This window comes from Frondihabitans sp. PhB188 (assembly GCF_003752365.1).
In the GTDB taxonomy this organism is placed as follows: domain Bacteria; phylum Actinomycetota; class Actinomycetes; order Actinomycetales; family Microbacteriaceae; genus Frondihabitans.
This window is the reverse complement of record NZ_RJUO01000006.1, coordinates 142,444-166,030: the sequence shown is the minus strand read 5'-3', so window position 1 is coordinate 166,030 and position 23,587 is coordinate 142,444. Positions and strand designations below refer to the sequence as shown.

The window sequence follows — 23,587 nt, the reverse complement described above, 5'->3', positions numbered from 1 at the left end:
TCGTTGCTCAGGAATAGACGGCCAGAGGCATGACACGAATCGACGATCCTCGTACTCGTGAGTCGAGCTTGAAGTCGATGTATTCCGACGGTGCTTTTTCGTCAACTTCCGGTGCTTGATCGATCAGTTCGTTCAGCTTGTCGATGCCGTCGTCCAAGGCTGAAGGTGCGAGGTTTCGTAGAAGCTTGTTCCGTGAGAACGTCGGAACGTCCTTTTCGACGGGCGAAATGACCTTGCCGAGTACCGTGAAGGTTCCATCCAGAAGACGATCAGGATCTCCGACGATGAAGTGCGCCAGATCGCAAATCGTGATCACGGTTAGGGATGGTTTCGTGGCCAGTCGACCGTAATACTCGCGGGTGGTCTCCTGTCTCGTGTCTGCCTTGAAAGCGTTCGTGATCGCCCGGGCCAATTCCCCTTTGGCGTTTGCTTCGAGCTGCATTTTTTCTGCATGTTCCACCCGTGCCTCATGGCCTCCCCCGATGGGGAAATTAGACAGATAGTCCTTCTTGACGCTGAAACGCGTGATCGCTTCCACGAGTTCTGGAGATATGACGTCAAGGGCAAGAGTGAGCTCGACTGGGTCGAAGGTAGTCGTGTATTCAACGAAAGCACCCGGTTTGAGCTGTCTTGCCTGAGCGACGGACGAGAGGTGCGTAAGGAGCGATCCTTGCTCAAGGAATTGCCGTACGAGATGCAAGTTGTATGCCTGGGAATAGACGAACTGCTGACGAGACGCTGTTCCGGTATTTTGGGTCCAACTAGAGGAGAGATTTGCTTGTGCTTCCGCTACGAGCTCGGCACTGCCAACGAAAGGCAACTTTGCTTTTCCGGACGCCCTACCTTTAGTTGCCCCCCCCGGCCGTCGTGTCATTTCCCCCACCGGAAGTGCTCTCGCGGGACTCCTCTGTCAGGAGCGGCTGCCTGAAGATCTGTTGCAGTATGCCCGCCACTTGATCAGAGTTCTGGTAGATCGTGGCGATCGGTGCGCTAGGACCGTCATCTGATGGCGGCGGAACACGACTAGTCATTAACCAATTCTCCGGTCTGGCTCCGACGTTTCTGCATTAACGGGCAGCAGGACTCCGATTAATCTTGGCCACGGCCCAGAAAGCGTGACTCGACGGTTCTTGCAAATTCCAGCGACATGTTCGAAATACGCCAATGATCATCCACGCCGTCGGGCCCAGGATGTGGAGCTATCCCCGCGTATAGCTCCGAGAGCCGGCGGGCCTCTGCGACCGATTCCTCCGGCGTGGACGCCTCACGCAGGCGTGCCTCGTCGAACGCAAAGGGAAGATCAGCTCCGCGCCGATTGCGGATTTCCTCGAGGACGAGCGTGGTGCCGGTGAGGTTCACTTGTTCACTTAGCGGCAATTCTCAAATCCACGGGGCAAGGCGATCCGCCCGTCCGTCATCAGGAGTAGACATGGCTTCTCTTTCTTCTTGGCGGCATCGGGATGTACGGAAAGTGCTGAAGGTTCAGGAAACAGCCTCGAGGTGACCGGCAATAGCCCTGGCGACAGTTGAGGCGCTGACGCCGAGCGTCTTACCAATCTGCTCAAAAGTGCGTCCCTTGGCGCGCAGCTCGAGCGCGGTTTCGATCCGCTCGGCGTTCATCGAGCGCGGTCGCCCGCCGAGGCGGCCGCGAGCCCGCGCAGCGGCTAGACCCTCGTGGGTGCGTTCGCTGATCAGCCGGCCCGAGAACTGTCCGATGGCAGCGAAGATGACAAAGAACATCTCCCCGCCGGCGGTTGTGGTGTCAATGCCCTCATGCAGGGATCGGAACTGGATCCCGCGCTCCTTGAGGTCGTCAACGACGCGCACGAGGTGTTGCACGGATCGGCCGAGCCGGTCGATGCGGGTGACCATGAGCACGTCGCCCTCGTGGTCGCGGAGATAGTCGAGAGCTGCGGCAAGGCCGGGGCGTTCATCGAGCTTGCCGGAGGCCTGATCGGTGAAGATCCGGCCGGCGCCGGCCGCGGTGAGCTCGTCCATCTGGGAGTGGAGGACCTGGTCAAGGGTCGACACTCGGGCGTATCCGACAATGGCCATCAGCGCTCGTATCCATTTCGTTGAGGGCCCGCTGTACCCGGGCGTCCGTCGCAGCCGTAGTAGGCCCGCTCGCCAGCCCCGGCGCCGCGGGCTTGAGCCTGCCTGTTTCGCGGTGCGGAGCTGGCACGCATGGCCTCGGCCGCCTGCTTGGCACGCTGCATCGCCAGAGGATCCATCCGGTCGGTGACCATGACGCTGAAGGCGTCCCGCAGTGGTGTTAAGTCTCCGTCGCGAGCGGCGTGTGAGACGGCGATGTTCTGTTCCTTGGTGAGGACGTTCCAGTGGATTGTCTTCCCGCCGGCCTCGGCGACCTGGTCGAAGTAGAGCCGCTGGGTGCGGCCGTTGCCCTCCCGAAACGGGTGGGCCTCGTTCACGTCGTTGAAACGCTCCGCGAGCAGGCCCGACCATCTGGCGGTGTCCATGCCGGGTTGCAGCATCCCGTCCTCGCGTATCAGGCGCGCGGCACCGTTGACGACGAAACCGACATGCTCCGGCGGCAGGAAACCCTGGCCGCCCTTTTGAATGCCGACCGTTCGGATCTCGCCCGCCCACGGGTACACGTCCTGGAAGAGGTGACGGTGAATTGCCTGTAGGTGCGGCAGATCGAAGTCGCCTTGGAATGGCTCGTCCCGGAATTCGATCCGACGGTCTTCCACGCGCCCGTCTTCGAACTCTCGCAGCTGCTCGGGTGTTGTGATCGGCTCGACCGAGAGCGTGCGGAGCAACCCTGTGCGGACGTCAAGGTATCCGTCCCACCGCTCGGATTCGGTCGCCCCCGTCTGCCAGGGGCGATCAGATTCGACCACGCGTCTTCAGTGGTCGGCGGTCGACGGGTGCAGGCGGCGCAGTTCGGCGCTCATCTCCTGCCGAGTGAGCTCGCCCCGGACCCATCGGTCCTGCAGGGAGTGAACGGCATCGGACGACCGTCCACCCTCGAGAGCTGTCGAGGTGCGGGTCTCGTCCACGATCTGCTGCCGGCGCGCGCGCTCAGTCTCGGTGAGCTGCGTGGTGGTAGTCGTCGTGGCCATGTGGGTCCTCCCCCGTCGTCCTCCAAGTCTACCAAATTTGCTGCAAAAACGGGTGAAACTTGGTTTTGACGACCGAGGCTCCGGGGCTAGAAATTTGCCGCTCCGCAACACTCTTTAGATAGGAGAGGGCGGCCGGGGCTCCTACGGTGAGCAACCGCCTCCGTTCCTCGGCTCAAGGTGTCAGTCATCATGTCCTCTTGTCTGGAAGGCTGTCTGCATGACTCCGGACAATGTGGATGGCAGGCGTGGGCCGAAGCGGTTTCAGCGCCTCCGCTTTAACCCGTTGCGTGACGTCCTACCTGTTGTCCTCGTTGTCGTCGGAGCCTTCGTGGCTATCCGCGCCGTCGTGGGCCTCGGTGGCGGCGGAGACGCCCTTTTTGTGTACGTAGGGTCGGGGCTCATCATTGTCGGCGTCCTTGTTTTCATCATTAATCGCAGGCAGGCCAGGCGCGGTTTGTAAACGCTAGTAACGGACTTATCGCACTGGAGCTGCGCCCGGCAACACATGCGTGCACGCCCGCCACCCCCCTCCGTACGTCGGCAACGACGCGGAGGAGTCGGTTCACCTTCGAAACCCCGGTGAGAGTTAGAAGCGATGGCGGCGGAGAAGGTGGCCTGGCAGACTCCGTGTGGAGGCAACCTATGGTGACTGAGCATGAAGTCGAACAAATGCGTCGAGGATTCGTAGGAGGTGGGGTCATCGTCGCCGGGGTTCTGATCGTGGCGGCTTTGGCGGCTGTCCTTATCGGTCAGGAATGGGCCGTCTGGCCGCTGATTCCGCTGACCATCGCCGAGGTCACATTCGCTGTCATGATGATCCGACGCCGGAATCGTGGCAAGTAGGGCTCTGCGGGGTAGCTCGCCGCGTTCAACGTAGAACCCAGTCGTTTACCGCTCGGAACGAAGGCATCGCGCGCGTCCCAAGCTGCGCCCGCAAGGGAAGGTCAAACGTGCTGACAGCGAGGAGTCAGATAAAGACAACCCGACTGACCAACTTCTAACGTGCGCTGACTGGGCCCTCGGCCAGTGCTCGGCAGCGAAGCGCTAGGCCGCAAGGCTGCGACGAAGCCCGCGGAGACAGCCACGTCCATGGTCACGTGTAAGACCGTCCTGGCCGGCATCATCGACTCGACCATCCCAACGTGGTGAAACCGACCTCATGCGGCATTCTTCGACGCCGCCGCACTCGCCACCCGACGATGGCTCTCCGACGCCTCATGGCTCTGGGGCCGGCGCGCATGCGGCCACTCGATCTCCGCGCTCGAGGCAACGACCGCCGGCACTTAGTAGTCGACCACCTGCCGGCCGTGTTCGGCACGCACCTGTTCTAGGGCCTTCCTGCGCGTTCCCGAGGAAGCCAATAGAAGGCCAGCAACGCCGAGTGTGCGGCCGTGAGTATGAGTGCAAGCACTGCCGCTGCTAGCCATAGGTCATTTCGTTCTGCGATAAAGGAGACAAGAAGGACCACGAACGCGATCGCCGAGAACACGACATTGAACCGCACCAGGAAGGGCATGCCGTCAGGCTATTCGATTCGAAGAATTGCGGGACGCAGCTGATCTAGCTATTGGCCGAAACCCTTTTGAGCCGAAAGAGGATGAAGGTTGCAAGGGTGGTATTGAGGAGAGCCACACCCACTACGAACCACCAGATCGAGTCGCGGCCTATCAGGGCGGCGGCGACCGCGACGCCGAACCCCACAATTGATGAGATCAGATAGGCACTCGGCCAGATTTTCATCATGCGCGAATGAGACCGGCACTGAAATTTTTCGCCGAATAGCATCCAAGAGCGTCGAATGGGGTCGAGTGACGCATCGGTTTGAGGCCTGCCGGCCGTCACCTGCATCGCTCTCGGCATGCCTACCGTCTGGAATCGCACCCTCGCCTATCTCGGTTTCGCCCGTGAAACCGAGGCCGCTGCCACCGCGACGCCGGCGTCGTGCCGCCTCGGCGAGACGCGCCGGCGTGGGTCTCGTAGGAGCGTGCGCTCACCATCTCGACCGTCTTCCGGGCCCTTCCGACCACGCGTCGGCCGTCGCGCAAATGCCGATCGACGTGACGTGCAACGGCTCGAGGATCGCAACGCCAGGAACGTCCGCGAGACGGACGGCTACCGTGCGACCCGGCCCATGTTCGGACGGCCGCCCTTGGCTTGCGGAAGGAAACAGCCCGACCGCGAATCATTGCGCTAGTGATTGCACCGCGTTCCAGAGGTCATTTTCAAATCCGGAGGAAATTCTGGCGCCGGGTTTGAAGAAGCGATGTGCGCTGGATCCGAAAATGAGCCACGGCTTTTCATGTCTAACGGTGCCGACACGAACGTTGCCAGCGCTGGCAACGCGATCAACCGTCCAATTCTGCTCCTGCTCATACTCCGACTTCACGACCCGATAAAAGTTGCCCTTGTCGGTCTCGAAGTCGAACGAGTCGACGGCGTTCAGGTCGTAGTCTCGCGACACTTCTGACCCGTCGACTTCGACCCGGCGAATATTTGGCGCACTGCTCATGCCACGAGTAAATCACTACGTCAGAAAACGCGATTCGAGACCTCGACCAAACCGGTCACGTCATGCGCACGAAAGAAACTTCTCACGTGCGCGGCTTTGGGCCCTCGGCCAGTGATCGCCAGCGAGGCGCGAGGCCGCAAGACCGCGGCGAAGCTCGCGCGGATAGCGGCGTCCACGGTCGCATATCAGCCCGTCCTCGCCGGCATAAGCCACTCGACCGGCCCGACATCGCGATACCGGCCTCTGAGGGCATTTTCCGACGCTGCCGACCCCGCAAATCGACGATGGATCTCCGGCGGCGCGTGGCTCGGGGAGCGGCACGCATTGGTCGGCTCGTTCTCCGCTCTTGAAGCTGCGACCGCCGACACATGGGCAGTCGATCATCTGCAAGCCGTGCTTGGGACGTAGCTTTCTTGACCGGAGTTATTGCTTCCCGGCGCCTACGCCATTCTCTGCCTCGAAGGCGATTAGTCGTCGCTGAGCCTGCCGCCGTTGCCTGAGGCCAGAGAGGGCTATGACGAACCATCCGAAGAGCGCAAGGATGCGTATCGAGCTAGACGTGTGGTTGATCGCAACGAGGACGAGGTAGACCGCTCCCAGAACGAGGCCAACACAGAAAAGAATCGTGCCGATAACTCGCATGCGATCAATGGCAATGCGTTGCTGGATTACAGATGGCATTCCTTCACGGTAGGCAAAAGCTTGACTTGTTGCACTCGCGGCCCTGAATCGCCGCCAAGCGAACCGGCGCCGAGCGGCGCCGGACAGCACCGAACGTGGTCGAGCGACGTATCGGTTTGAGTCGGGCCGGTCGTCACCTGCATCGTTCTCGGCATGCCTAGCGTCTGGAATCGCACCCTCGCCAATCTCGGCTTCGCCCGTGAAGCTGAGGCAGCTGCCACCGCGAGGCCGATCGGCGTCGTGCCGCCTCGTCGAGACGCGCCGGCGTGGATCTCGTGGGAGCGTGCGCTCACCGTCTCCACCGTCTTCCGGGCCATGCCGATCCACGCGGCGGCCGTCGCGCAAATGCCGATCGACGTGACGTGCAACGGCTCGAGGATCGCAACGCCAGGAACGTCCGCAAGATGGACGGCTTCCGTGCGGCTCGGACAGGGTTCGCGAGGGAATTTCGAGCGTTCGGCTCTGGTGGTAGGCGGACAGCGACATCTCCGGGTTTAGAACGAGATGAGCTTTCGCCCCTTCCGTTCGATCATCACGTCTCGTGTTCGGCCATCGATGTCGTCGTTGAAGTCGTGGCCCGTGAGCCAGATCAGGCCGCGCTTGTGGCCATCTGATGCTTCGGAGTCTTCTTCGACGAGAGCTACAGCGTAAAGAGCGTCGGTGCCTGCTTCATTTTGAGCGAATCGGAGCACGTCAATGAGGTCGGCTTCCACGATGTCGCACGTTCGAACGTCGTAGCCGGCGGGTTCCCCGCCTGGGACGCTGTAACCGTGGCCTGGCCCGAAAAAGTAGACGCGATAGCGGGCATCGTCTCGTTCCCACGAACTGTCGCGCTCGTCTACGTCGAAGATCCTCATGGCGCGAGACTATCTGTGGGTCAGGCGCAATGGACGCAGAGCGGGGCTTCACATGCCTGGGCCTGCTTTTGCAGCGTTCTTCCAAATCGTGCAGGCAGGCCTGAGATCGAACGTAAGTTGTTCTCGGCCACCGGACACTGTACGCAGGGGGACCCTCAGCGTTCGTCTTCGTCCTCGATGAGGTCGCTGTTCGCGTAGGCGAGGTCGCGGAGATAGACGGAGAGCGCCTGGAGGGCAGCTCCAGTGATTCCCGCTAGGACGGTCCCACCGAAGAACCACCATTGTTGCGTCAGAAAAGCCGCCACGGCGAACCCCGCTGCCAGGAGAAACAAGACCCCGCCGGAGGCATAAGCGAGCTCCCTGGGAAGCATCCCCCATATTTTTCCCTCCTCGAGGACCGTGATCTGAACTGGCTCATGCATGCGAGAAACCTACTGCACCACGCAACGCCGGTACCGGAGCGGAACGGTGATCGTGCGTCGGGATAAGCCCTGGCCCGCCCACGCAATTGGCTATGCCCAGACACCGTCTTGAGGTCGGGTGTCTGGACACAGTAAGGCCGTCTCGGGCCCACGTGAGGGGTACCGGAGTGTTTGGGTCGGCCGGTTGATCCGCTACGCGTCGGCCCGTGGGACACTCTCGCCATGGCAATCCAACAACCCAAGAAGGTTCATCCGAGAATTGCGCTTATCGCGACGATCGCCATCGCTCTCGGTTTACTTCTTGGCGGTGGCCTTTTTGCATTGGCTCTTCTAGTGCACGTTGTTCTCTCGACTGCTCTCGCGATCGGGATTGTCGCAGCGATCACGATCATGCTTGGTATGACTCTGTGGGGCTTCTTTGTACGCTCGCAGGCGCGGAAGAAGGCCCTGTGGTTGGGCGTCTGGCAGACCACGACAACAGGTATCGTTCCAGGCGATGCCCGCCCAGAGGTGTGGATTCCCAAGCTTGAAAGCCGACGACGTTTCTGGAAGTTCTTCCGTGTTGCGTCGCCCGTCGAATTTGGGTTTTTTACGGCGCTCGGCCTTTACCTTGTGATTTCCGCGCCCGGCGAATGGTGGTCTTGGGCGGAACTCATTCTTTTCGCATTGGGCGGGATTTTTGGCTTCTTCCAAGCAGGACGGCAGGTGGCGAGGATCGACGCAGCTCTGGCCGACCTCGGCAAGAGGGGGCAGCTCATGGCAGCGCCACATCCGTCGGACTCTCCAAATTCGTGAGCAAGTTCCTCGCTGCCTGTGCCGCCGGACCGGCTGCGTATCGGTAAAAGCTTCACGGCTGCTAGAAAGCAATTGGCTCAGACACGAACGCAAGCCGGACGACCACCGTTCTCCTCGATCCCGATTCGCGTTTTAACGCGAAACCGCGTCCGCGATGTACGTATAGCCCGCACGATGAAATGCACGGTGACGGGGCGGTAACTGCAACCACGGCTCCGGGATCAGCGGGAAAGCCATCTCCGCCGGCGACTCCTCTAGATCGGAGCGATGGCCGTGACGCGGACAGCCGTCAAAAACGGCTGCGGTGGTGTTTTGACGTCACTGGTTTTGACGATGAGTTTTGACGGATCAATAGCCCCAAGTCTCCGCGGTTCGACGATCGCGGAGTAACGACCTTCAGAAACGATCGTTTCTGCATGCCCGTTAGACGGTCGTCGTCCGCACGGGTCCTGATGCGAGAAGTCCGGTGCCCGTAGGCTCGCGTCATGGTCTCGGCGATGAAGCAGACGGTAGTCGACGACGGGGTGACGATTGCCTACAGGGTGTTCGAAGGTGTTGAGCCAGCAGTGGTTGTCCTGCATGGGCTCGCAGGGAGCAGCCGCGAGTTCATCGCCACTGCGGAAGGCTTGGCCGGGCGCCGGGTCATCCTGATCGATCAGCGAGGCCACGGGCACAGCACGACCAGGCCGGCGGACACCTCTCGCGAGGCCTACGTGTCCGACGTCGAGGCCGTCATCGGCAAAGAGGCGTCGGGGCCGGTGACCCTCGTCGGCCAGTCGATGGGGGCGCACACGGCCATGCTCGTCGCGGCGGCTCGTCCGGACCTCGTTCGGCAGCTCGTCATGCTCGAAGGCAACCAGGGCGGTGGGACGGCTGATGAGCACAGAGCTCTCGGCGACTTCTTCCGGTCCTGGGATGTTCCGTTCACCGGCCGGGCACAAGCCTCGGCGGCTCTCGGTGAGGGGCCCCTCGAGCGTGCATGGGTCGACGACCTCGAAGAACGGGCCGATGGCTTGCATCCCCGCTTCGACGCCGACGTCATGCAGGCCACGATCGAAGCGGTCGGTGAGCCGCGGTGGGCTGAGTGGGAGAGCATCACCGCGCCGACCCTGGTGCTCTACGCGGATGGTGGCATGTTCTCGGATGAGCAGAAGGCGGACTTCGTGACTCGTGGGCGTGTTGTCCGACGCGTGGATCTCACGGGCGCATCTCACGACGCGCACCTTGACGCCTTCGATCAGTGGATCTCGGCACTTCGCAACGTCGTGGCCGAATCAGCACCAGCCTCCTGAGCGTCCGATAGACGATCGGCTTTCGGGACGGCAGTGACGGCCGCAAACCCCGACCCTTTCCTTGGGAGGGTAGCTGTCACTAACGTGGGGCCATGAGAGCCACGGGTGTCACTGTTGGTCTTCCTGTTCGCGATCTCGAGTGCGCGACCAGGTGGTATCAAAGGGTCTTCAACCTGGGTGACCCCGATCTCGAGCCAGTAGAGGGCCTGGTGGAGTTCGACGTGGGGCCCTTCTGGCTCCAACTCGCACACCGCCCCGCTGAGGCTGGCCACCGTGGCATCACGGTCAATATCAGCGTTCCTGACGCCGGGGCAGAGCGCCAGCGCCTGGCCGACCTTGGTCACGACGTGAGTGAGCTGCAGCGTTTCGATGGGGTTGTCGAGGTTTTCGAGCTCCGAGACCCGGACGGTAACGAAATTAGCTTCGTCACCGAATTGGCCTGAGGAGCGCGGGGCCGTGCTTGTCCAATGAGGGATCAGATAACGGACGCTGCCGGCCGCGGTCAGCAGACCGCTAGGCGTTCCCACCAACCCAAGACGGCGATGTCTGGGGATCATTCCGCCGCAACGCAACGCGTTCCCCTGCAAAGAGCCGGAACGCGCCGTCAGGAGCTGGGTCAAGGAACGACACCAACCGGGTGACCTGCGTCCCAGCAACCACGGAGAACGTGCCGTCGCCGTTTGGGCGGATCTCGTTCCTGGCAGCCCGGGCCTCAGTCCCCTCAATTCGGTGCATCGCTGCTGCTTCGTTCAATGGCTGCTCGGTCAACCAAAGCCGCCCGTCGCGCCCACTGCTCACGTCGAACTGCGTTTGCCGGCTCAAATACACGCCACGATACGGTGCAGCGTCAGACACCAGCCGGTCGGATGCTGGAACGGCTGGCGCCGATTCCGGTTCAATGCCGGCAAGTTCGAAGAGAAGCGCATTGGACAGTTGGCCGGCTAACGCTCCGCCCGCGTCACTGTTCGTCAGAACGACCACGGCGACGTCTCGGTCAGGGGCAATCGTCATGAGCGCCGCGACACCGGGGGCGCCACCACCGTGTTCGGCGAGGCCCGGTCGTGGGAGCCGCCAGCCGAGCCCCTGCCACGACTCAGTACCCGGGCGGCTGCGGTGCTTAATGTACGGCTGGAGCATTTGCGTGGCAGAAGCGCGGCTAAGGAGCCGTTCGCCGTTTGGAGCGACACCCTCGGACAGGAACATTTTCCCCAGGGCCAAGAGCCCGCGGGCGTTCATCGCGAGCTGGTTCCCCGCGGCAGGGTTCGACGGAGGCATGAGCGCCCATTCATGAGTGGGGGCCAGCGGGCTAGAGGGGTCTGCGCGGACGTGACCAATCGCCGTTGCGAACGCCAGCGCTTGACTGGCCGAGAACGCGACCCGCTCGACGCCGAGGGGCACGAGCAGGAACGTCCTCAGCGCCTCCTCGTAGGTTATTCCTCGCACGACCTCGACCAATCTGCCGAGAACACCAAAGCCTGCACTGCAATACGAGAACACGGCTCCCGGTCTGTGGTATTGATCGGCGTTGGCGACTAAGTCGCGCACGAACCGGTCGAGAGCATTCGAGTTGCTTGTCGTCGGCTCCCACAGGTCACCCTCGAACCCACCAGTGTGGGTCAAGAGATGTTCAATGGTGATCTTTGCACTCGCCTCGAGGTCCTGCGTATGGAACTCAGGCAGGTACTCCTGCACCGGCGCTGCAAGCCGGATGAGACCGGCATCGACGAGCTGCATGACCAAAGTGGCGGTGAACACCTTCGTGATCGACTGAATCGGGAAGAGCGTCTTCCAATCGACGGGATGCTGCGTGTCGACATTGAGGACACCATGGGCCGCGTTAACGACCAATCCGCCTGCTGCCACCGCAACCGCAACGCCCGGGACGTCCGTCGTCGTCACGAAGCGGGAAACCTCTGCACGGACCAGCACTTCGAGATCGACCATAACCACCATCATGACTGAACCATCTCCCGCCGGACACGATGAGCCGTGAATCCCCTCCGACACAAATCCAATTTCTCAACGCCCGAAAACCGATGGCCTACCGAGACACTCGTGCGAGTTGGTCCAGCGCATTCACGGTCGTCGGTGAACGTCGTGGGCGTGGTTCGGTTCGGACGCGAAGGCTCGTTCGTAGATGTCGTAGACGACCGCGGCTTTCGCGTCGTTGTACTGCAGGCCATTGTTGGCGTTCACGGCCTCCGTCTTCGCGTCGGCGTAGGCCTGTCGGTCCTCGGGGTGGGATCGCAACCACTCTACGAACAGGTGGTGCCGTTGCGGCTCAACCGCCTCTGGCTGCCACACGTGCAGGTTGGTGTTTGGATTGCCGAAGGTGAGTTGCCGATGCGGATCGCCTGCGATCACGTCGCGGAAGATCAGCCGGAACCCGACGGCCTCGAGCTTCGGTAGCCAGGCTCGTTCATTGAGGACGTCAGGCACGAGCAGGTCGGCGTCGATGACCGGCTTGGCAGTCATTCCGGGCACGGCTGTGGAGCCGACGTGCGCAACGGTGTGATCGGCGCCGAGCGCACCTGCAACGAGGTCCCGTACGCGTGCGAACGCATCGGCCCATCGCGGGTCGTACGTTTGTGGCGGGCCGGGGTCGGTTTGTCGGTATGCGACGCGCTGCGCCTGACGGGCGGCGTTACTATCCGCGGCGAAGGGCCGCCAGAGAGGGTGTGTGTCCACAGCCACATCATGAACCATCAACGAGTCTCGATAGCCGATCGCTCAACGGGACATCTGTCGGGTGGTCACAAAACGGGTTGCTTCGGCATCATGACGAATCGCGAGTGGCTTGGCCGGCGGCTGCCGCTGTGGACGCTGGTTCTCGTGGGTGTCGTTCTTCTCGGTGTCGCTGCGCTGCTGTTGTTCCTCGTCCACTCGATGCTGGTCTTCCTAGCTATCTCGCCACTCACCATTGTCGGGCTGTACACGCTCGCCTACGCCGGCGGAGAGTGGCGACGACGAAGCACCAAGTAGCGCGGCCGATAGCCGATCGGCTATCGGACGGGGTGATGCGGGGGCTCAGCAACATCGAGTCTCTGTCTGGCTGCTCTCTCTGGACCCGTACTCTCTCATTGAAAGAGTTCTTTCGATAGGCTCCTCTCACTGGAGGCGGATGAACCGTTTTGGAGATGTGGAGCTTGATGCCCGTGGGATGCGGGCAGTGGCTCACCCCGTACGAGTAGCGATCCTTCGGCAGTTGCGAACTAGAGGTGCTTCCACGGCGTCACGGCTTTCTCCGGAGGTAGGAGCGAGCCCTTCCGTTGTGAGCTGGCACCTGCGCCATCTCGCTGAGCACGGACTCGTCGAGGACGCCCCCGGAGATCATGGAGGGGGTCGGTCGCGGTGGTGGCAGATGGTGGGGCGTGGGTTCCGCGTGACGGTCGACCCGGAGAGCCCCGAGGCCGGCCTTGCCCTTTTCGATGCTCTGCAAACCGATGAAGGCGATGTCGTCGGAGAGTGGACAGCGAAGACACGACCAGCGCTCGAGCCGGCGTGGGCCGCTCAATCGAGTCGGTGGAACACCGTCGTTGAGCTGACCGTCGATGAACTGCACGCTCTCAACGAATCCACCGAGGCCCTCCTTGAGCCGTTCATCAACCGCTCCCGCGAGGACCAGCCGCAGGGTGTTCGCCCGGTACGGCTGCTCCGATACGTCCTGCCGGGAGTGGCTGATCCGCATGAGTAAGTGGGTCGGCGGAAGCGATGAGCCCACCTCGCTGTGGAGGTCCGCGCCGTTTCGCCGGTTCTGGTTCGGGAATGCTGTGTCGTCGTTCGGCGATCAGATCACCGCGTTGGCGCTTCCGTTCATCGCTGTCACGGAGCTGCACGCGACACCGTTCCAAGCGGGTGTGCTCACTGCATCGCTATGGGCACCGAATCTCCTGGCCCTGTTCATCGGTACGTGGGTAGATGCGTTCGGGCGGCAACGAGCGCTGCTGGTGGTCGCGAACGTCGCGCAGGCGGCGGCGTTGACAGTAGTACCGGTCGCGTTCATCACCGGAGCGCTGACGATGCCGCTGCTCTACGGTTCAGCATTGATGTTGGGGCTGGGAGGGGTGCTCTTCGACAGCGCCTACCCAAGCTTCTTCGTCCGGCTGGTTCGAAAGGATCAGTACGTGTCGGCCAACTCTGCACTCTCGACCACGATCGGTGTCGCAAGCGTCGGCGGTCCCGCTGTGGCAGGTGGGTTGGTGCAGGTTCTCGGTGCGCCGTTCGCTCTTGTTGCAGACGCAGTCTCCTTCGTCGTGTCAGCAGTAGCGGTTGCATCAGCCCGGGTCGGGCAGGCGAGCACAGAGGTCAGTCGGCCGGAGTCATACCGACAGAGGTTGACGCTCGGCGTGGCATACCTCAGCCACCATCCGATCCTTCGCGCGAGCCTCCTCGCGTCCGCAACGATGAACCTCGCTGCTCTCGCGATCCAGGCCCTCTTGGTCCTATACGCCACCCGTCCGCTTGGTCTCGGCGCGGCTGAAATCGGGATCGCGCTCGGCATCGGTGCCGCCGGGGGGCTTCTCGGAGCGGTCACCGCTGTTCCTCTCGCAAACCGCATCGGTAGCGGTACCGCAATCACGCTCGGAGTGCTGCTGAACGCGCTGCCGTTCCTCGCCCTACCGATCGCTGACGCGGCGCATCTCGACGGCTTCCTCGCACTCTGCGTCGCTGAGGTGGTGTCGTCATGGGCCATCATGCAGTTCGACGTCAACAACAACTCTCTTCGAGCAGTCGTCACACAGGACGATATGCGTGGTCGCGTGTCCGGGGCGTACTCCACGGTGAACTACGGCATACGCCCGATCGGGGCGTTCGCGGCGGGAACTGCGGCATCCGTGCTCGGTGCAGGAGCCGTCATCGGTGTCGCAGCTTGCGTTGGAACGATCGCGGTCCTGTGGCTAATACGCTCGCCCATCCCGCAGGTTCGACACGTCGCTGACCTCTAGAGCTGTGCGGATGGCAATCGGCTACTGAGACGGCGAGCCGGAAGGAACTGTGAACCTGCGCTCGTCCGGTCAGGTCGGGTGACATGGGCGGCTGATCTCCGAGGAGGGTACGGGCACACAACGCGGGTTCCATCTATGGTGGGAGCATGCCCGTGATGCAGTCTGCTCACGCGATGCCACGTCGTCGCCAACGAAGCCGCACACAATGACCGGGGCCGTCACCACGTCGTCGAAGGCGCCAGGCACGGCGGGCAGATTCCGGTACGAGACGGACCTCGTCGACGCGCTTGCACCTGTTGTGGCGCACTCCGTCTTCCGGCGGGGAGATCCCGACGTTGTCACGTTCCGGGAAGTCCCCGCAGTGCGGGGGGTGCCGGATCTGGTGATGATCCGATTCGACCCGGTCGTGCTCGAGGCGCGTGCCGAACACGCGGTCAAGCCCTTGAGTGGCGATCGTGAGGTACGAATCGTGCAGCTTCTCCGACGAGCGGGCAGCCTTGATCGCGGCGACATCGCTCGAGCAACGGGGCTGCCACTGGAGTACCTCCGGCGCTCAGCACTGCCGATGCTGGAACAGCTCGGGTGGCTACAGGTGCATGCCGGAGACGTCACGCTTCGCCCGGGCACAGCGCCAGTGGGCCGACGCGTCGTCACCGTCGAGGCGAAGCTGCGCGACTGGTTCCGTGCATTCAACCAGGCCCGCGACCAGTTCCACTCCGCCGACGCGGCATACATCGCACTCGACGAACGCGCCGGCGGACCGCTGCAGGACCAGGTTGACGCCATCGCTCAGCGGGGCGTCGGCGTGATCCTGGTCAACGCCGACACGAACCGGCACCGCGTCATCGCGCGCCCACATCGAGTGCTCGACCGCCGAATGACCTCGGTTGGTCGTGAGTTGCTTGCCGAGCGAAGCCACGCTCTCTGGTCACGCGGAGAACGCTCTGGGCAGGTGTCACCTGTGTTCGGCTGGTACCCGCCGACCAGCACGCCTCACAACTGACCTGCAGAAGCCACGCTGGGCGTGGTGGGTCAGCGGACGGTCTGCCAGACCGGGAGGTGGGTTGGGCTGTTGGCCCCGGCCGGCTTATCGACCTGTGCCAGTGCGTTCACCCATACCAGCCCACGATCGATCGCACGGTGCGCGAAAGCGGCACGGCCCGCAGGCTGCATCTTGGCCTGCAGGTTCCCGACCGCGTTGATGTAATGCAAGCCAGCGACCGGCTTGGAGTGCCCGTCCGTGGCGATCTCATCGAGGAACCTGGTCCGGAAATCGCGGTGTCCCGGCAGGGCCCGGAGACGGTCGAAGACAGCTGCGTCCATCGTGTGCAGCAGGAACCGGTCGAAGATCCGCGGGATCTCCTTCGGGGGCGTTTGCCCGGGCCGGCGGCCCATCCGCCGTGCTCGCGCGAAAGTCTGATCGGCAGCCGACGCACCGGTCGAGAACCCTGCAGCACCGAACGCGCCCATGAGCCACCCAGTGAGGGACGCGTTGGCGAGGAACAGCTTCTTATCCTCGAGCGCAGCAGTCTCGGTGAGAAGGCGGTATCCACGGAGGATGTCTGGGTCAGCGAGCTGGCCATAAGAGTTCGCCGATTCTGGCCACCAGAACCGCAGGTACCAGTGCTGCTCGTTCGACTCCACGATCTCGCGAAGCAGCAGATTCCGTAGCTCCCGGTTGATCAGCCACTCCTTGTCCATCGTCAGGTTGACGAACATGGGGCCGTCTTCCACGACCGTTCGGCTCTCGCGCACGATCAACATCGCCTGGTCTAGCGCGGCCGCGGCGTTGATCGTTCCGACCCACCCAGTGGCCGAGAGTGCCACGGTGGCGCCTACCCGGTACTGGGCCTGGATGACGCTGCGAATCCACGCCGCGTCCACGGTGGTGGGGAGTGTGTTGTAGAACGTGAAGGTGGGATCGCGCCGAGCAGGCTCGATCGTTGCCATCCCTTCCCAAGTGGAGAGCGGGTGGCGAAACAGGACGGGGTCTGCGATCCGCAGCGGGACGGTGCCGACCGAAGAGAAGTACTTGTCGATCGCGGCCTCGGTGTTGCCCCACATCTTCATCGCAGTCCCGACGCCGAGCTTCTTGCCGTGATCGGTCATCAGCGCGTCGAACACCTCCGGAAGCCGATGCATGTGCTGTGCGCTGCGCTGAGTGATGAAGGTGGGCGCCTTTCCGCGGAGCATGCGGTTCAGTGAAGCGGTGGTGGATTGGTCAGTCACTTTGCGGCCTTTCGCAGGTCTTTCAGTGCACGCTTCGCGGTGCCGCGCTCGAACGCGTCCTCGCTGAGCAGTCGGAGAACGACGTCGCGGAGCGCATCGGGAATGTGCGCAGGAAGCGCTCGAGGGGGTCCAGTGATCTCTTCTGCAACCTCGTCTTCCGACTTCCCACTGAGGGAGGTGATGTACGGGTGCTGACCGGTCAGGACGGTGAAGAGGATCACGCCGCAGGCCCACAGGTCCGAGCTCTTCCGGGCGCGTTCGCCGCGCAGCTGCTCCGGCGCCATGAACAGCAACGACCCAACTCGTTGCGGGTAGCGCGTCATCGTTGTTTCTGTGGCGGCTTTCGACAGTCCCAGGTCGATCAGGACCGGGCTGTCCCAGCTGCCGTTGCGCAGCATGATGTTCTCGGGCTTGAGATCCCGGTGCACCCGCTCTGCGGCGTGAAGCTGCTTGACCGCGTGCAGGAGCTCGATGGCGAACGCGAGGGCGTCCGCGTGCCCAGGAACACCGTCTGCGGCCAGGTTGTCCTGCACGCTGCCACCGGGCAGGTACTCGCAGAGCAGCGCGGTGTAGTCGGTACCAGCGATGGAGACCGTACGAACCTCGTGAAACCCCATGATCCGGCGGCTCGATATATCCGTCAGGCCCGCGATTTCACGCTTCACCAACCCAGGGTGGAAGTTGTGAGGTTGCAGGAATTTCGCGGCCACCGGCTGTCGTTCGCCGTCGATGAGGACATCGTCGACGCGCCATGTCTCCCCAAACGTTCCCGAGCCGAGGAACGTTGACGTGGTCCCTCCGACCGCGGCTGCGGCATCGGCCGGCGTCAATGTCGGCTGGTTCACGTGTTTCCCCTGTCTGATCACTCAGCCTTAATACTGATGCATCGTCAACAAGGGGGTCTATGCCACGAACGGGGGACATTAATCGTTTGCCGGAGGTGCCCTGAAGCCCATTGACACTCACGGAGTGGGGACGTCCTACTGAGGGTCAGCGCGGTGTACCGCGCGGTACACGGTGGCTCGTCCCACGCCGAAGAGCTCGGCGAGGTCACTGGTGGTGTGGCTTCCAGCGCGGTGCAGCTGGACCAGGTGCTTCTCCTGCGCCTTGTTGAGTTTGGGCTTGCCTCCGCGCAGCTTCCCAGCAGCCTTCGCAATCGCCATGCCCTCACGGGTGCGTGCCCGGATGAGGTCGGCCTCGAACTCGGCGACCATACCGAGCACGTTGAACAGGAGCCGGCCGACTGGATCAGTAGGGTCGTATACCGCTCCCCCAAGGTTGAGCGCCACACCCTTCTTCGTCAGTTCGTCAGCGATGTCTGTTGCATCGCGGAGCGACCGCGCAAGTCGGTCGAGCTTCGTGACCACGAGAGTGTCGCCCGCGCGGACCGCCGCGAGAGCAGTACGAAGACCGGGACGTTCACGCGACGTTCCCGACATGCCGTGGTCGACGTGCACGTTCAGATCCTCTACGCCGAGTGCATGCAGACCATCGCGCTGCGCCGCGAGATCTTGTCCGGAGGTCGAGACGCGGGCGTATCCGATCAGCATGACGGCCACTGTACTGTCAGACCTACCCTCGCCGGGCACTTTCGCGGGACAGTCTGTTGAGACTGCATGGACCTAGACGTTTCCTGAGCTCTCGACCCCCTCCCGGTAGGTCACGGGACGTTCGGGGAACGACCGCCTAACGGGCGGTGTGCAATGCCAGCGCTGGCTTACTGGGGCGCGCTTCCGGGATCCTTCGATCTACACGTCTGGATAGCGAGCTACGAGACGAACCATGGCGGCTGAGCAGGTCCCGATCGCCTCCTGCCTCGACCGGGCGAATTAGAGATGCGTCACTCATTGCAAGAACAGCCCCTCGGCCTGGTGTCATGCGGTTCAATGAGGTCAAATCGTCGCTCGCTGGGATGCGACCCGACACGCTCGCATTAGCGGGCCAAGGAATTGACTGTGCCCGATCGCAACCCATTGCAGCTTCGACGGCTGCTCACTCATCCCTGGCGTTACACCCGGTTGATCGAATTCTTCTTCCGACGCAAAGACACCGCCGGGGACATCTACCCCAACGACGACAGCACCGGCGCCGTTCCAGGGCCCGACCCTGACCGTGTCGTGTTCCTCGGGGAACCCGGGGAACTCACCCTCGGGGTGCGCACGCACGACCTTTCCCTGCCTGCGTTCTACGCCCGAAAGCACAGCCAGCGCACCGGCCGAGGAACCATCTGGAGCATCGCACCCATCCGCACCGCCCTACTCCGCGACGCCTCAAAAACAATTGGCGGCAACCAAAGCTTCATCGATCGTGCGGACATCGTCGTCCTCCTGGCCGGGATTACGGACACCCTCACCGTGACAACAGCGGCCACCTGGGACAAACACCTTCGGGCAACCCTTGACGCCCTCACCAAGAAGACACCTCCGGATGTCCGGATTCTGGTTGGCGAGATCCCGCCGCTGGATAACGCAGGAACCCTGTCAAAACCTGCTCGAATGGCGGCAGGACTTCACGGGAAAACCCTCAACAGCCGTACCCGAACCGTGGTCGCGGAATACCCGCACGTGAATGTGGTCACTTTCCCGCCGGAGTTGACGCACTCCGTGTGGCGGCCGGAATCCGAAGAACGCCGCTACACCAACACCTACAAAATCTGGGGCAAACACCTCGCCGAGAACACCAGCATCCACGGCTGACAGGGCCTTTGGCGACAAGCGTGAGGCAAGATCTCACCGACAGTGACACTCAAGCGTCTAAAGGCGGGAACAGGTGAAACCCGGCCCAAAGGGAACGCGGTGATTTTGTCGGCTCCACCCGGGCTATGTCAAGCCCCCGGCTAGACGCACCGCACGACGCGTCTGAGCCTAGGTTGCAGTGCAGTTGCGTTGTTCCGACTTCCAACCGCTGACCGTGTAGCGGGAATTCCTTCCCGCGTCGACCATTGTGTCGGCATCCGTGTCGTTTGGACGTCGCCGTGCTCAGCCGTGCAACCCATCTCTTTGTTCGCCCACTCGTGTCCGCCTGGTTGGCAACAAGCCAGCACTCCTGGAACCGGCACCCGGTCGCGACGGACTCCCCCCATGTCCACGCCCGTGGCACCAACCCCGACCGGATTCTGATCATCGGTGACGGGGCAGCGACCGGACGCGGGGTCCGCACCCACGACCTCGGCCTGCCCGGGTACCTCGCCCGCAGCCTCTCGACCCGCACCAACCGGGCCGCCGACGTCGACCTCGTCGTCGACGGGTCGATGACCATCCGCACAGGCCTGCCTACCCTCGCAGGGCTGGACCTGTCCCGGTTCGACATCATCATCCTGTCGTTCGGCGCCAACGAAACCCTCGACCTCATGCCCACCCGCACCTGGACCCACTACTTCGAAAACATCCTCCTCGACGTCCTCACCCGGGCACCCGCGTCGACGAAAGTGTTCGTTCTCGCAATCCCTGCGTTCGGGATCAACCCACACTTCCCTAAATCGTTAGCCCGGGTCGTGGACGCTCACGGGCAGCGCCTGAACTCTGCCACCCTCCGGCTGATGAAGGCATACCCGGAAATAGTGTTCGTCCCCGAATCCCACGACCACGCTTTCGAACTCGAAGGCGCACACCTCTACCGGCAATGGGCAGAAGAAATAGCATCCCGGATCGCCAACAACCTCGACCCCGCCCGCCCGAAAACCCGATCCACTGAGGAAGCCGACGAACGAGACCGACAAGACGCCCTGCAGCGGTTCGAAACCATCAGCCGGGAACGCGCTCTCGATCTGGAGAGCTTCACTCAGCAGGCGAAGAACATCTTCGGCACCGAGATCGCCGCGATCACCTTCGTTCGAAGCGACACCGAAACAATGCGCTCCATCGCCGGCACAACGATATCTGAGCTGCCCCGGGCGGAGTCGTTTTGCGACGTCACCATCCGCAGAACCGGACACCTCGTCATCCACGACGCCACCCTCGACAACCGCTACGCCGACTACACCCTCGTCACCGGACCCCACCACATCCGCTTCTACGCCGGCTACCCCCTCCAAGACCCCCAAGGACACCGCATCGGAGCCCTCTGCCTCATGGACACCCGGCCCACCCCCTTCACCGACAACGACGCCGACACCCTCCGCACCCTCGCCCTCCGCATCCAGAAACACATCTACGACCCAGCCACGTCCTAACCCCGACACCAGGACGGACAACTGGGGGATGGCCGTGGAGGCCGGTCGAACGCTCCCATGACTACGTCTCGAAAATCTAAAGGTTTTGAGACGCCTTACGGCCCGGTTATGAGACCTAATCGAGCCGCGTTCCTTCAGGACAGTTGGTGTCTCGAAAAGTCGTTTGTCCGTATGTGGACTCGGATGTGAACAGGCAGGGTTTTTCGAGACGGCTGCAGGTTTGCAGCAATGATCCACGGTCGCCGGAGACCCGATCACTTCCGAGAGGCATCCATTTCTGAAGCCGCTTCGCGGGTTGCAGAGTACGCATTTTCCCATTGCCCTGGGAGAACGCGGTGCTCTATCTTGTGGTCAGGTCGGTGAAGCCCGAATCTTCCCGGCCGCTTACCCGAGGAGATCCCATGACTAGCCCCGCCGCGTCGAACGCGCCCACTACGAGCGGTCTTGCCCCGTTCAGCACACTCGCGATCGTCGCGTTCGTGTTCGCATTCGTGTTCTTCCCCGTCGGCATCATCACCGGTCATATCGCCCTGGCCCGCATCGGCCGCACCGGAGAACGCGGCCGAGGTCTTGCCCTCGCGGCAGTGATCATCGGCTACGCCTGGTTGATCATCGACGTCATCCTGTTTGCCACCGGCCACCTGCACTTCTACGCCTTCACCCGATAGCCGCGGCGCCCCCTCATGAAACAGTTCCGCGCGCACCTGCAGGGTGCACCACTTGGGGTGTTGTTCACCTGGTTCACCGGGTTCTATTTCCTCGGCACCTACGGCATCGCCCTCCTAGACGGCTCATCGAAACTGAACTTCGTCAGCGCCTTCATTCGCCTCGGAGGTGCGCTTCTTGTAGGAGGGTTCATGACGGCGATCATCGCGCGTCAACGGCGCCGTGACGGCGGCAGAAACATCTCCATCGAAATCAATAGGGCGATGAAGACAGGCGCGGTGCCCGAAGACGCGGACTCCTCCATCTGGGTCCCCGCTCTGAAACGACGCCGCACCCAGAACGAGCGCGCGCACTGGATCAACCCGATCGGGTTCGGCCTGTTCACCCTCCTCGGGATCTGGCTCATCACCCAAGACCCCACCGCGGTGATCCCGTGGGTGATCACCGTTTTCTTCATCGGAATCGGGGTCTTCTCGATCATTCAGGCCCGGAACCTGGTCGCGAAGATCGACACGCTCCTCCAGCAGCTCCAAGGCCCGTCAGCTGACAACAGCCGGGCGGATGCGGGCACGAAGACTGTTGGCTAAGGGGTGGGCAACACCTCATAAAGGTGGCGGCACCGTTGGTTATCACGCGTTCCCGTGGCTGCAGGTTCTCGGCCTCGGGAGTGCCCTCACGGCCCTCTGGTTGAGCTGGCGATTCACGTTCTTCCCGAACATGCCCGCGTGGGGGTTCGTCGGCGGTGTCGGCGTCGCTTTTGCTCTTTCCGCAGCCCTGATGTTCTGGGTGTGGGGACGAGTCGGCGGGTACGCCGCGTACTGGTCGCTAAGGCAATGGGTTAGAAAAGGGCCCACGCCTGCTGGAGTGCCCCTGCCGAAGCAGTCGAAATACCTCAAACCTTTAGCCGATTTCGGTTCAGGGCTGGGGTGGGTTCACGTTGGCCTTGCCGCCTTCTGGGCTCTCCTCGGCTTTCTCCGCGCCTTCGACTCGGTGGCAGGAGCGTTAGGCGACTGGACCTTAGCCGCTTTGTGGGGTGTCGGCGGCGGTTACCGTGTCTACTTCGCCAGGCATTGGGGGCAGCGCGTCACCGACCTGTACAACCAGACCCTGACCTGTTCCGCCGAACTTGATAACCCCGGCGGGGACCGAGTGCAGAAGCCACCACACACGTCAGGGCTGTAGCGCTCGAGCTCGACGGTAAAACGTCGACCGAGACAATCCGAGATCGCGAAGAACACCCGCCGCGGCCTCTCCCCCATCGATCAACCGGATCGCGTTCTGGATCTGCCGATCAGTCACCTTCCGGGGGCGGCCACCCAGGTCTCCCCCAGCAGCTCGACGCTTAGACACCGAGTCGGTGATTCGCTCCTTCTTAATGTCGAGCTCCATCTGAGCCAGGGCCGACATCACCGTGAAGACCATCGACCCCATCGGCGTCGACCTGTCCACGTCCCCTCCCCCAAGGTTCAACACGCGCAAACCCGCCGACCTCGCTCGAAGAGCTTCAGCGAAAGACAGCATGTTCTGCGTCGATCGACCTAAACGGTCCAGCGTCGTCACCACCAACGTGTCACCCTCATGAACTGCCCCCAATGCGCGATCGAACTCCGGACGGGACGAGCGAGCACCGGACACACCGTGATCGATGTAGAGGTCATCACGACGAACGCCGGCGGTGAGAAGATCGGCCTTCTGCCGGTCGGTCTGCTGCTGCTTCGTTGAGACTCGTGCATAACCGATGAGATTCCCCACGTAACCTCCAACGTGTCCCAAAACAGTGCCTGACTACACAGATTCGAGCAGACGCTTTTGGCACATAGATTTGGGAAGTTCGGCGTGGCGGATATCCGGACTTAGCTCGGGTCTCGAAGTCGAGACCGTGGGACATCCCATATCCCTAGGGTTACGAGACATCACTTTCCGCCATGGAGCTTGA

The 23,587-nt window shown here is 62.6% G+C and carries 28 protein-coding genes and 1 pseudogene; 14 read left to right on the top strand and 15 right to left on the bottom strand.

Annotated elements, in window-relative coordinates; translation table 11 throughout:
- Positions 1-7: 7 nt before the first annotated feature.
- From EDF46_RS18160 to EDF46_RS17415, 5 genes are all read right to left on the bottom strand, one after another.
- Entirely contained in the window at positions 8-538 is a 531-nt protein-coding gene (locus tag EDF46_RS18160) for a hypothetical protein (RefSeq protein ID WP_148061284.1), read from the bottom strand.
- Between the two features lie 551 nt (positions 539-1,089).
- Positions 1,090-1,359 carry a hypothetical protein gene (locus tag EDF46_RS18155; protein ID WP_148061283.1) on the bottom strand — a complete coding sequence of 90 codons (270 nt, stop codon included), beginning with the start codon at positions 1,357-1,359 and terminating at the stop codon, positions 1,090-1,092.
- A 123-nt stretch (positions 1,360-1,482) separates the two neighbouring features.
- The gene (locus EDF46_RS17425; RefSeq protein ID WP_123507854.1) at positions 1,483-2,055 is read right to left on the bottom strand and encodes a recombinase family protein; all 573 of its coding nucleotides are present in this window, start codon (positions 2,053-2,055) and stop codon (positions 1,483-1,485) included.
- A complete protein-coding gene (locus EDF46_RS17420) occupies positions 2,055-2,861 on the bottom strand; it encodes a Fic family protein (protein ID WP_123507852.1) in 807 nt (268 codons plus the stop codon). Before EDF46_RS17420 ends, EDF46_RS17425 begins: the two co-directional genes overlap by 1 nt.
- A 6-nt stretch (positions 2,862-2,867) precedes the next feature.
- Positions 2,868-3,083, bottom strand: a complete 216-nt coding sequence (locus tag EDF46_RS17415; protein WP_123507850.1) for an antitoxin VbhA family protein — start codon at positions 3,081-3,083, stop codon at positions 2,868-2,870.
- Positions 3,084-3,728: 645 nt separating this feature from the next.
- Here EDF46_RS17415 and EDF46_RS17405 point away from each other — a divergent pair.
- A complete protein-coding gene (locus tag EDF46_RS17405; RefSeq protein WP_158614314.1) occupies positions 3,729-3,926 on the top strand; it encodes a hypothetical protein in 198 nt (65 codons plus the stop codon).
- A gap of 717 nt (positions 3,927-4,643) precedes the next feature.
- On the opposite strand, the gene EDF46_RS18450 is transcribed toward EDF46_RS17405, so the two are convergent.
- The 4 genes from EDF46_RS18450 to EDF46_RS17390 all read right to left on the bottom strand — a co-directional run bounded on the left by EDF46_RS18450 (position 4,644) and on the right by EDF46_RS17390 (position 7,552).
- Entirely contained in the window at positions 4,644-4,943 is a 300-nt protein-coding gene (locus EDF46_RS18450; RefSeq protein ID WP_158614313.1) for a hypothetical protein, read from the bottom strand.
- Positions 4,944-5,265: 322 nt separating this feature from the next.
- Entirely contained in the window at positions 5,266-5,592 is a 327-nt protein-coding gene (locus tag EDF46_RS18150; RefSeq protein ID WP_148061282.1) for a hypothetical protein, read from the bottom strand.
- Positions 5,593-6,767: 1,175 nt separating this feature from the next.
- A complete protein-coding gene (locus EDF46_RS18145; protein ID WP_148061281.1) occupies positions 6,768-7,130 on the bottom strand; it encodes a hypothetical protein in 363 nt (120 codons plus the stop codon).
- Positions 7,131-7,285: 155 nt separating this feature from the next.
- Positions 7,286-7,552, bottom strand: a complete 267-nt coding sequence (locus EDF46_RS17390; protein WP_123507840.1) for a hypothetical protein — start codon at positions 7,550-7,552, stop codon at positions 7,286-7,288.
- A 222-nt stretch (positions 7,553-7,774) separates the two neighbouring features.
- Here EDF46_RS17390 and EDF46_RS18140 point away from each other — a divergent pair, with 222 nt between their 5' ends.
- From EDF46_RS18140 to EDF46_RS17380, 3 genes are all read left to right on the top strand, one after another.
- Positions 7,775-8,347 carry a hypothetical protein gene (locus EDF46_RS18140; RefSeq protein ID WP_148061280.1) on the top strand — a complete coding sequence of 191 codons (573 nt, stop codon included), beginning with the start codon at positions 7,775-7,777 and terminating at the stop codon, positions 8,345-8,347.
- Positions 8,348-8,832: 485 nt separating this feature from the next.
- A complete protein-coding gene (locus EDF46_RS17385; RefSeq protein ID WP_123507838.1) occupies positions 8,833-9,639 on the top strand; it encodes an alpha/beta fold hydrolase in 807 nt (268 codons plus the stop codon).
- 92 nt (positions 9,640-9,731) lie between these two features.
- Entirely contained in the window at positions 9,732-10,082 is a 351-nt protein-coding gene (locus EDF46_RS17380; protein ID WP_148061279.1) for a VOC family protein, read from the top strand.
- 70 nt (positions 10,083-10,152) lie between these two features.
- Here EDF46_RS17380 and EDF46_RS17375 read toward each other — a convergent pair whose 3' ends face one another.
- Positions 10,153-11,583 (bottom strand): serine hydrolase, encoded by a 1,431-nt coding sequence (locus EDF46_RS17375; protein WP_158614312.1) that lies wholly within the window; start codon positions 11,581-11,583, stop codon positions 10,153-10,155.
- A gap of 132 nt (positions 11,584-11,715) precedes the next feature.
- Positions 11,716-12,345, bottom strand: coding sequence for a GrpB family protein (locus tag EDF46_RS17370; RefSeq protein WP_123507832.1), 630 nt, complete (start codon positions 12,343-12,345; stop codon positions 11,716-11,718).
- A 72-nt stretch (positions 12,346-12,417) separates the two neighbouring features.
- On the opposite strand from EDF46_RS17370, the gene EDF46_RS17365 reads away from it, so the two are divergent.
- From EDF46_RS17365 to EDF46_RS18135, 5 genes and pseudogenes are all read left to right on the top strand, one after another.
- Positions 12,418-12,621 carry a hypothetical protein gene (locus EDF46_RS17365; protein ID WP_123507830.1) on the top strand — a complete coding sequence of 68 codons (204 nt, stop codon included), beginning with the start codon at positions 12,418-12,420 and terminating at the stop codon, positions 12,619-12,621.
- Positions 12,622-12,760: 139 nt separating this feature from the next.
- Positions 12,761-12,943, top strand: a pseudogene (locus EDF46_RS18990) (ArsR/SmtB family transcription factor); the annotation flags it as partial.
- Between the two features lie 78 nt (positions 12,944-13,021).
- On the top strand, positions 13,022-13,333 hold the full coding sequence (locus tag EDF46_RS18805) for a hypothetical protein (RefSeq protein ID WP_233580100.1): 312 nt from the start codon (positions 13,022-13,024) through the stop codon (positions 13,331-13,333).
- Entirely contained in the window at positions 13,326-14,585 is a 1,260-nt protein-coding gene (locus EDF46_RS17355) for an MFS transporter (protein ID WP_158614309.1), read from the top strand. Before EDF46_RS18805 ends, EDF46_RS17355 begins: the two co-directional genes overlap by 8 nt.
- 205 nt (positions 14,586-14,790) lie before the next feature.
- Positions 14,791-15,588 (top strand): hypothetical protein, encoded by a 798-nt coding sequence (locus tag EDF46_RS18135; RefSeq protein ID WP_148061277.1) that lies wholly within the window; start codon positions 14,791-14,793, stop codon positions 15,586-15,588.
- Between the two features lie 29 nt (positions 15,589-15,617).
- Here EDF46_RS18135 and EDF46_RS17345 read toward each other — a convergent pair whose 3' ends face one another.
- The 3 genes from EDF46_RS17345 to EDF46_RS17335 form a co-directional block, all read right to left on the bottom strand.
- Entirely contained in the window at positions 15,618-16,814 is a 1,197-nt protein-coding gene (locus tag EDF46_RS17345; protein ID WP_123507822.1) for a hypothetical protein, read from the bottom strand.
- Positions 16,811-17,659 (bottom strand): serine/threonine-protein kinase, encoded by an 849-nt coding sequence (locus tag EDF46_RS17340; RefSeq protein WP_158614308.1) that lies wholly within the window; start codon positions 17,657-17,659, stop codon positions 16,811-16,813. The genes EDF46_RS17345 and EDF46_RS17340 overlap by 4 nt, the downstream gene beginning before the upstream one ends.
- Positions 17,660-17,794: 135 nt before the next feature.
- Entirely contained in the window at positions 17,795-18,364 is a 570-nt protein-coding gene (locus EDF46_RS17335; RefSeq protein WP_123507931.1) for a recombinase family protein, read from the bottom strand.
- Between the two features lie 405 nt (positions 18,365-18,769).
- Here EDF46_RS17335 and EDF46_RS17330 point away from each other — a divergent pair, with 405 nt between their 5' ends.
- The 5 genes from EDF46_RS17330 (at position 18,770) to EDF46_RS18130 (ending at position 22,833) form a co-directional block, all read left to right on the top strand.
- On the top strand, positions 18,770-19,510 hold the full coding sequence (locus EDF46_RS17330; protein WP_233580099.1) for a hypothetical protein: 741 nt from the start codon (positions 18,770-18,772) through the stop codon (positions 19,508-19,510).
- 266 nt (positions 19,511-19,776) lie between these two features.
- Positions 19,777-20,985 carry a GAF domain-containing protein gene (locus EDF46_RS17325; RefSeq protein ID WP_123507818.1) on the top strand — a complete coding sequence of 403 codons (1,209 nt, stop codon included), beginning with the start codon at positions 19,777-19,779 and terminating at the stop codon, positions 20,983-20,985.
- 401 nt (positions 20,986-21,386) lie between these two features.
- The gene (locus EDF46_RS17320; protein WP_123507816.1) at positions 21,387-21,653 is read left to right on the top strand and encodes a DUF4190 domain-containing protein; all 267 of its coding nucleotides are present in this window, start codon (positions 21,387-21,389) and stop codon (positions 21,651-21,653) included.
- Between the two features lie 15 nt (positions 21,654-21,668).
- A complete protein-coding gene (locus EDF46_RS17315) occupies positions 21,669-22,238 on the top strand; it encodes a hypothetical protein (RefSeq protein ID WP_123507814.1) in 570 nt (189 codons plus the stop codon).
- A gap of 100 nt (positions 22,239-22,338) precedes the next feature.
- On the top strand, positions 22,339-22,833 hold the full coding sequence (locus EDF46_RS18130) for a hypothetical protein (RefSeq protein ID WP_148061276.1): 495 nt from the start codon (positions 22,339-22,341) through the stop codon (positions 22,831-22,833).
- Here EDF46_RS18130 and EDF46_RS17310 read toward each other — a convergent pair.
- The gene (locus EDF46_RS17310; RefSeq protein WP_123507812.1) at positions 22,822-23,403 is read right to left on the bottom strand and encodes a recombinase family protein; all 582 of its coding nucleotides are present in this window, start codon (positions 23,401-23,403) and stop codon (positions 22,822-22,824) included. The two genes, EDF46_RS18130 and EDF46_RS17310, sit on opposite strands and share 12 nt — an antisense overlap.
- Positions 23,404-23,587: the final 184 nt, after the last annotated feature.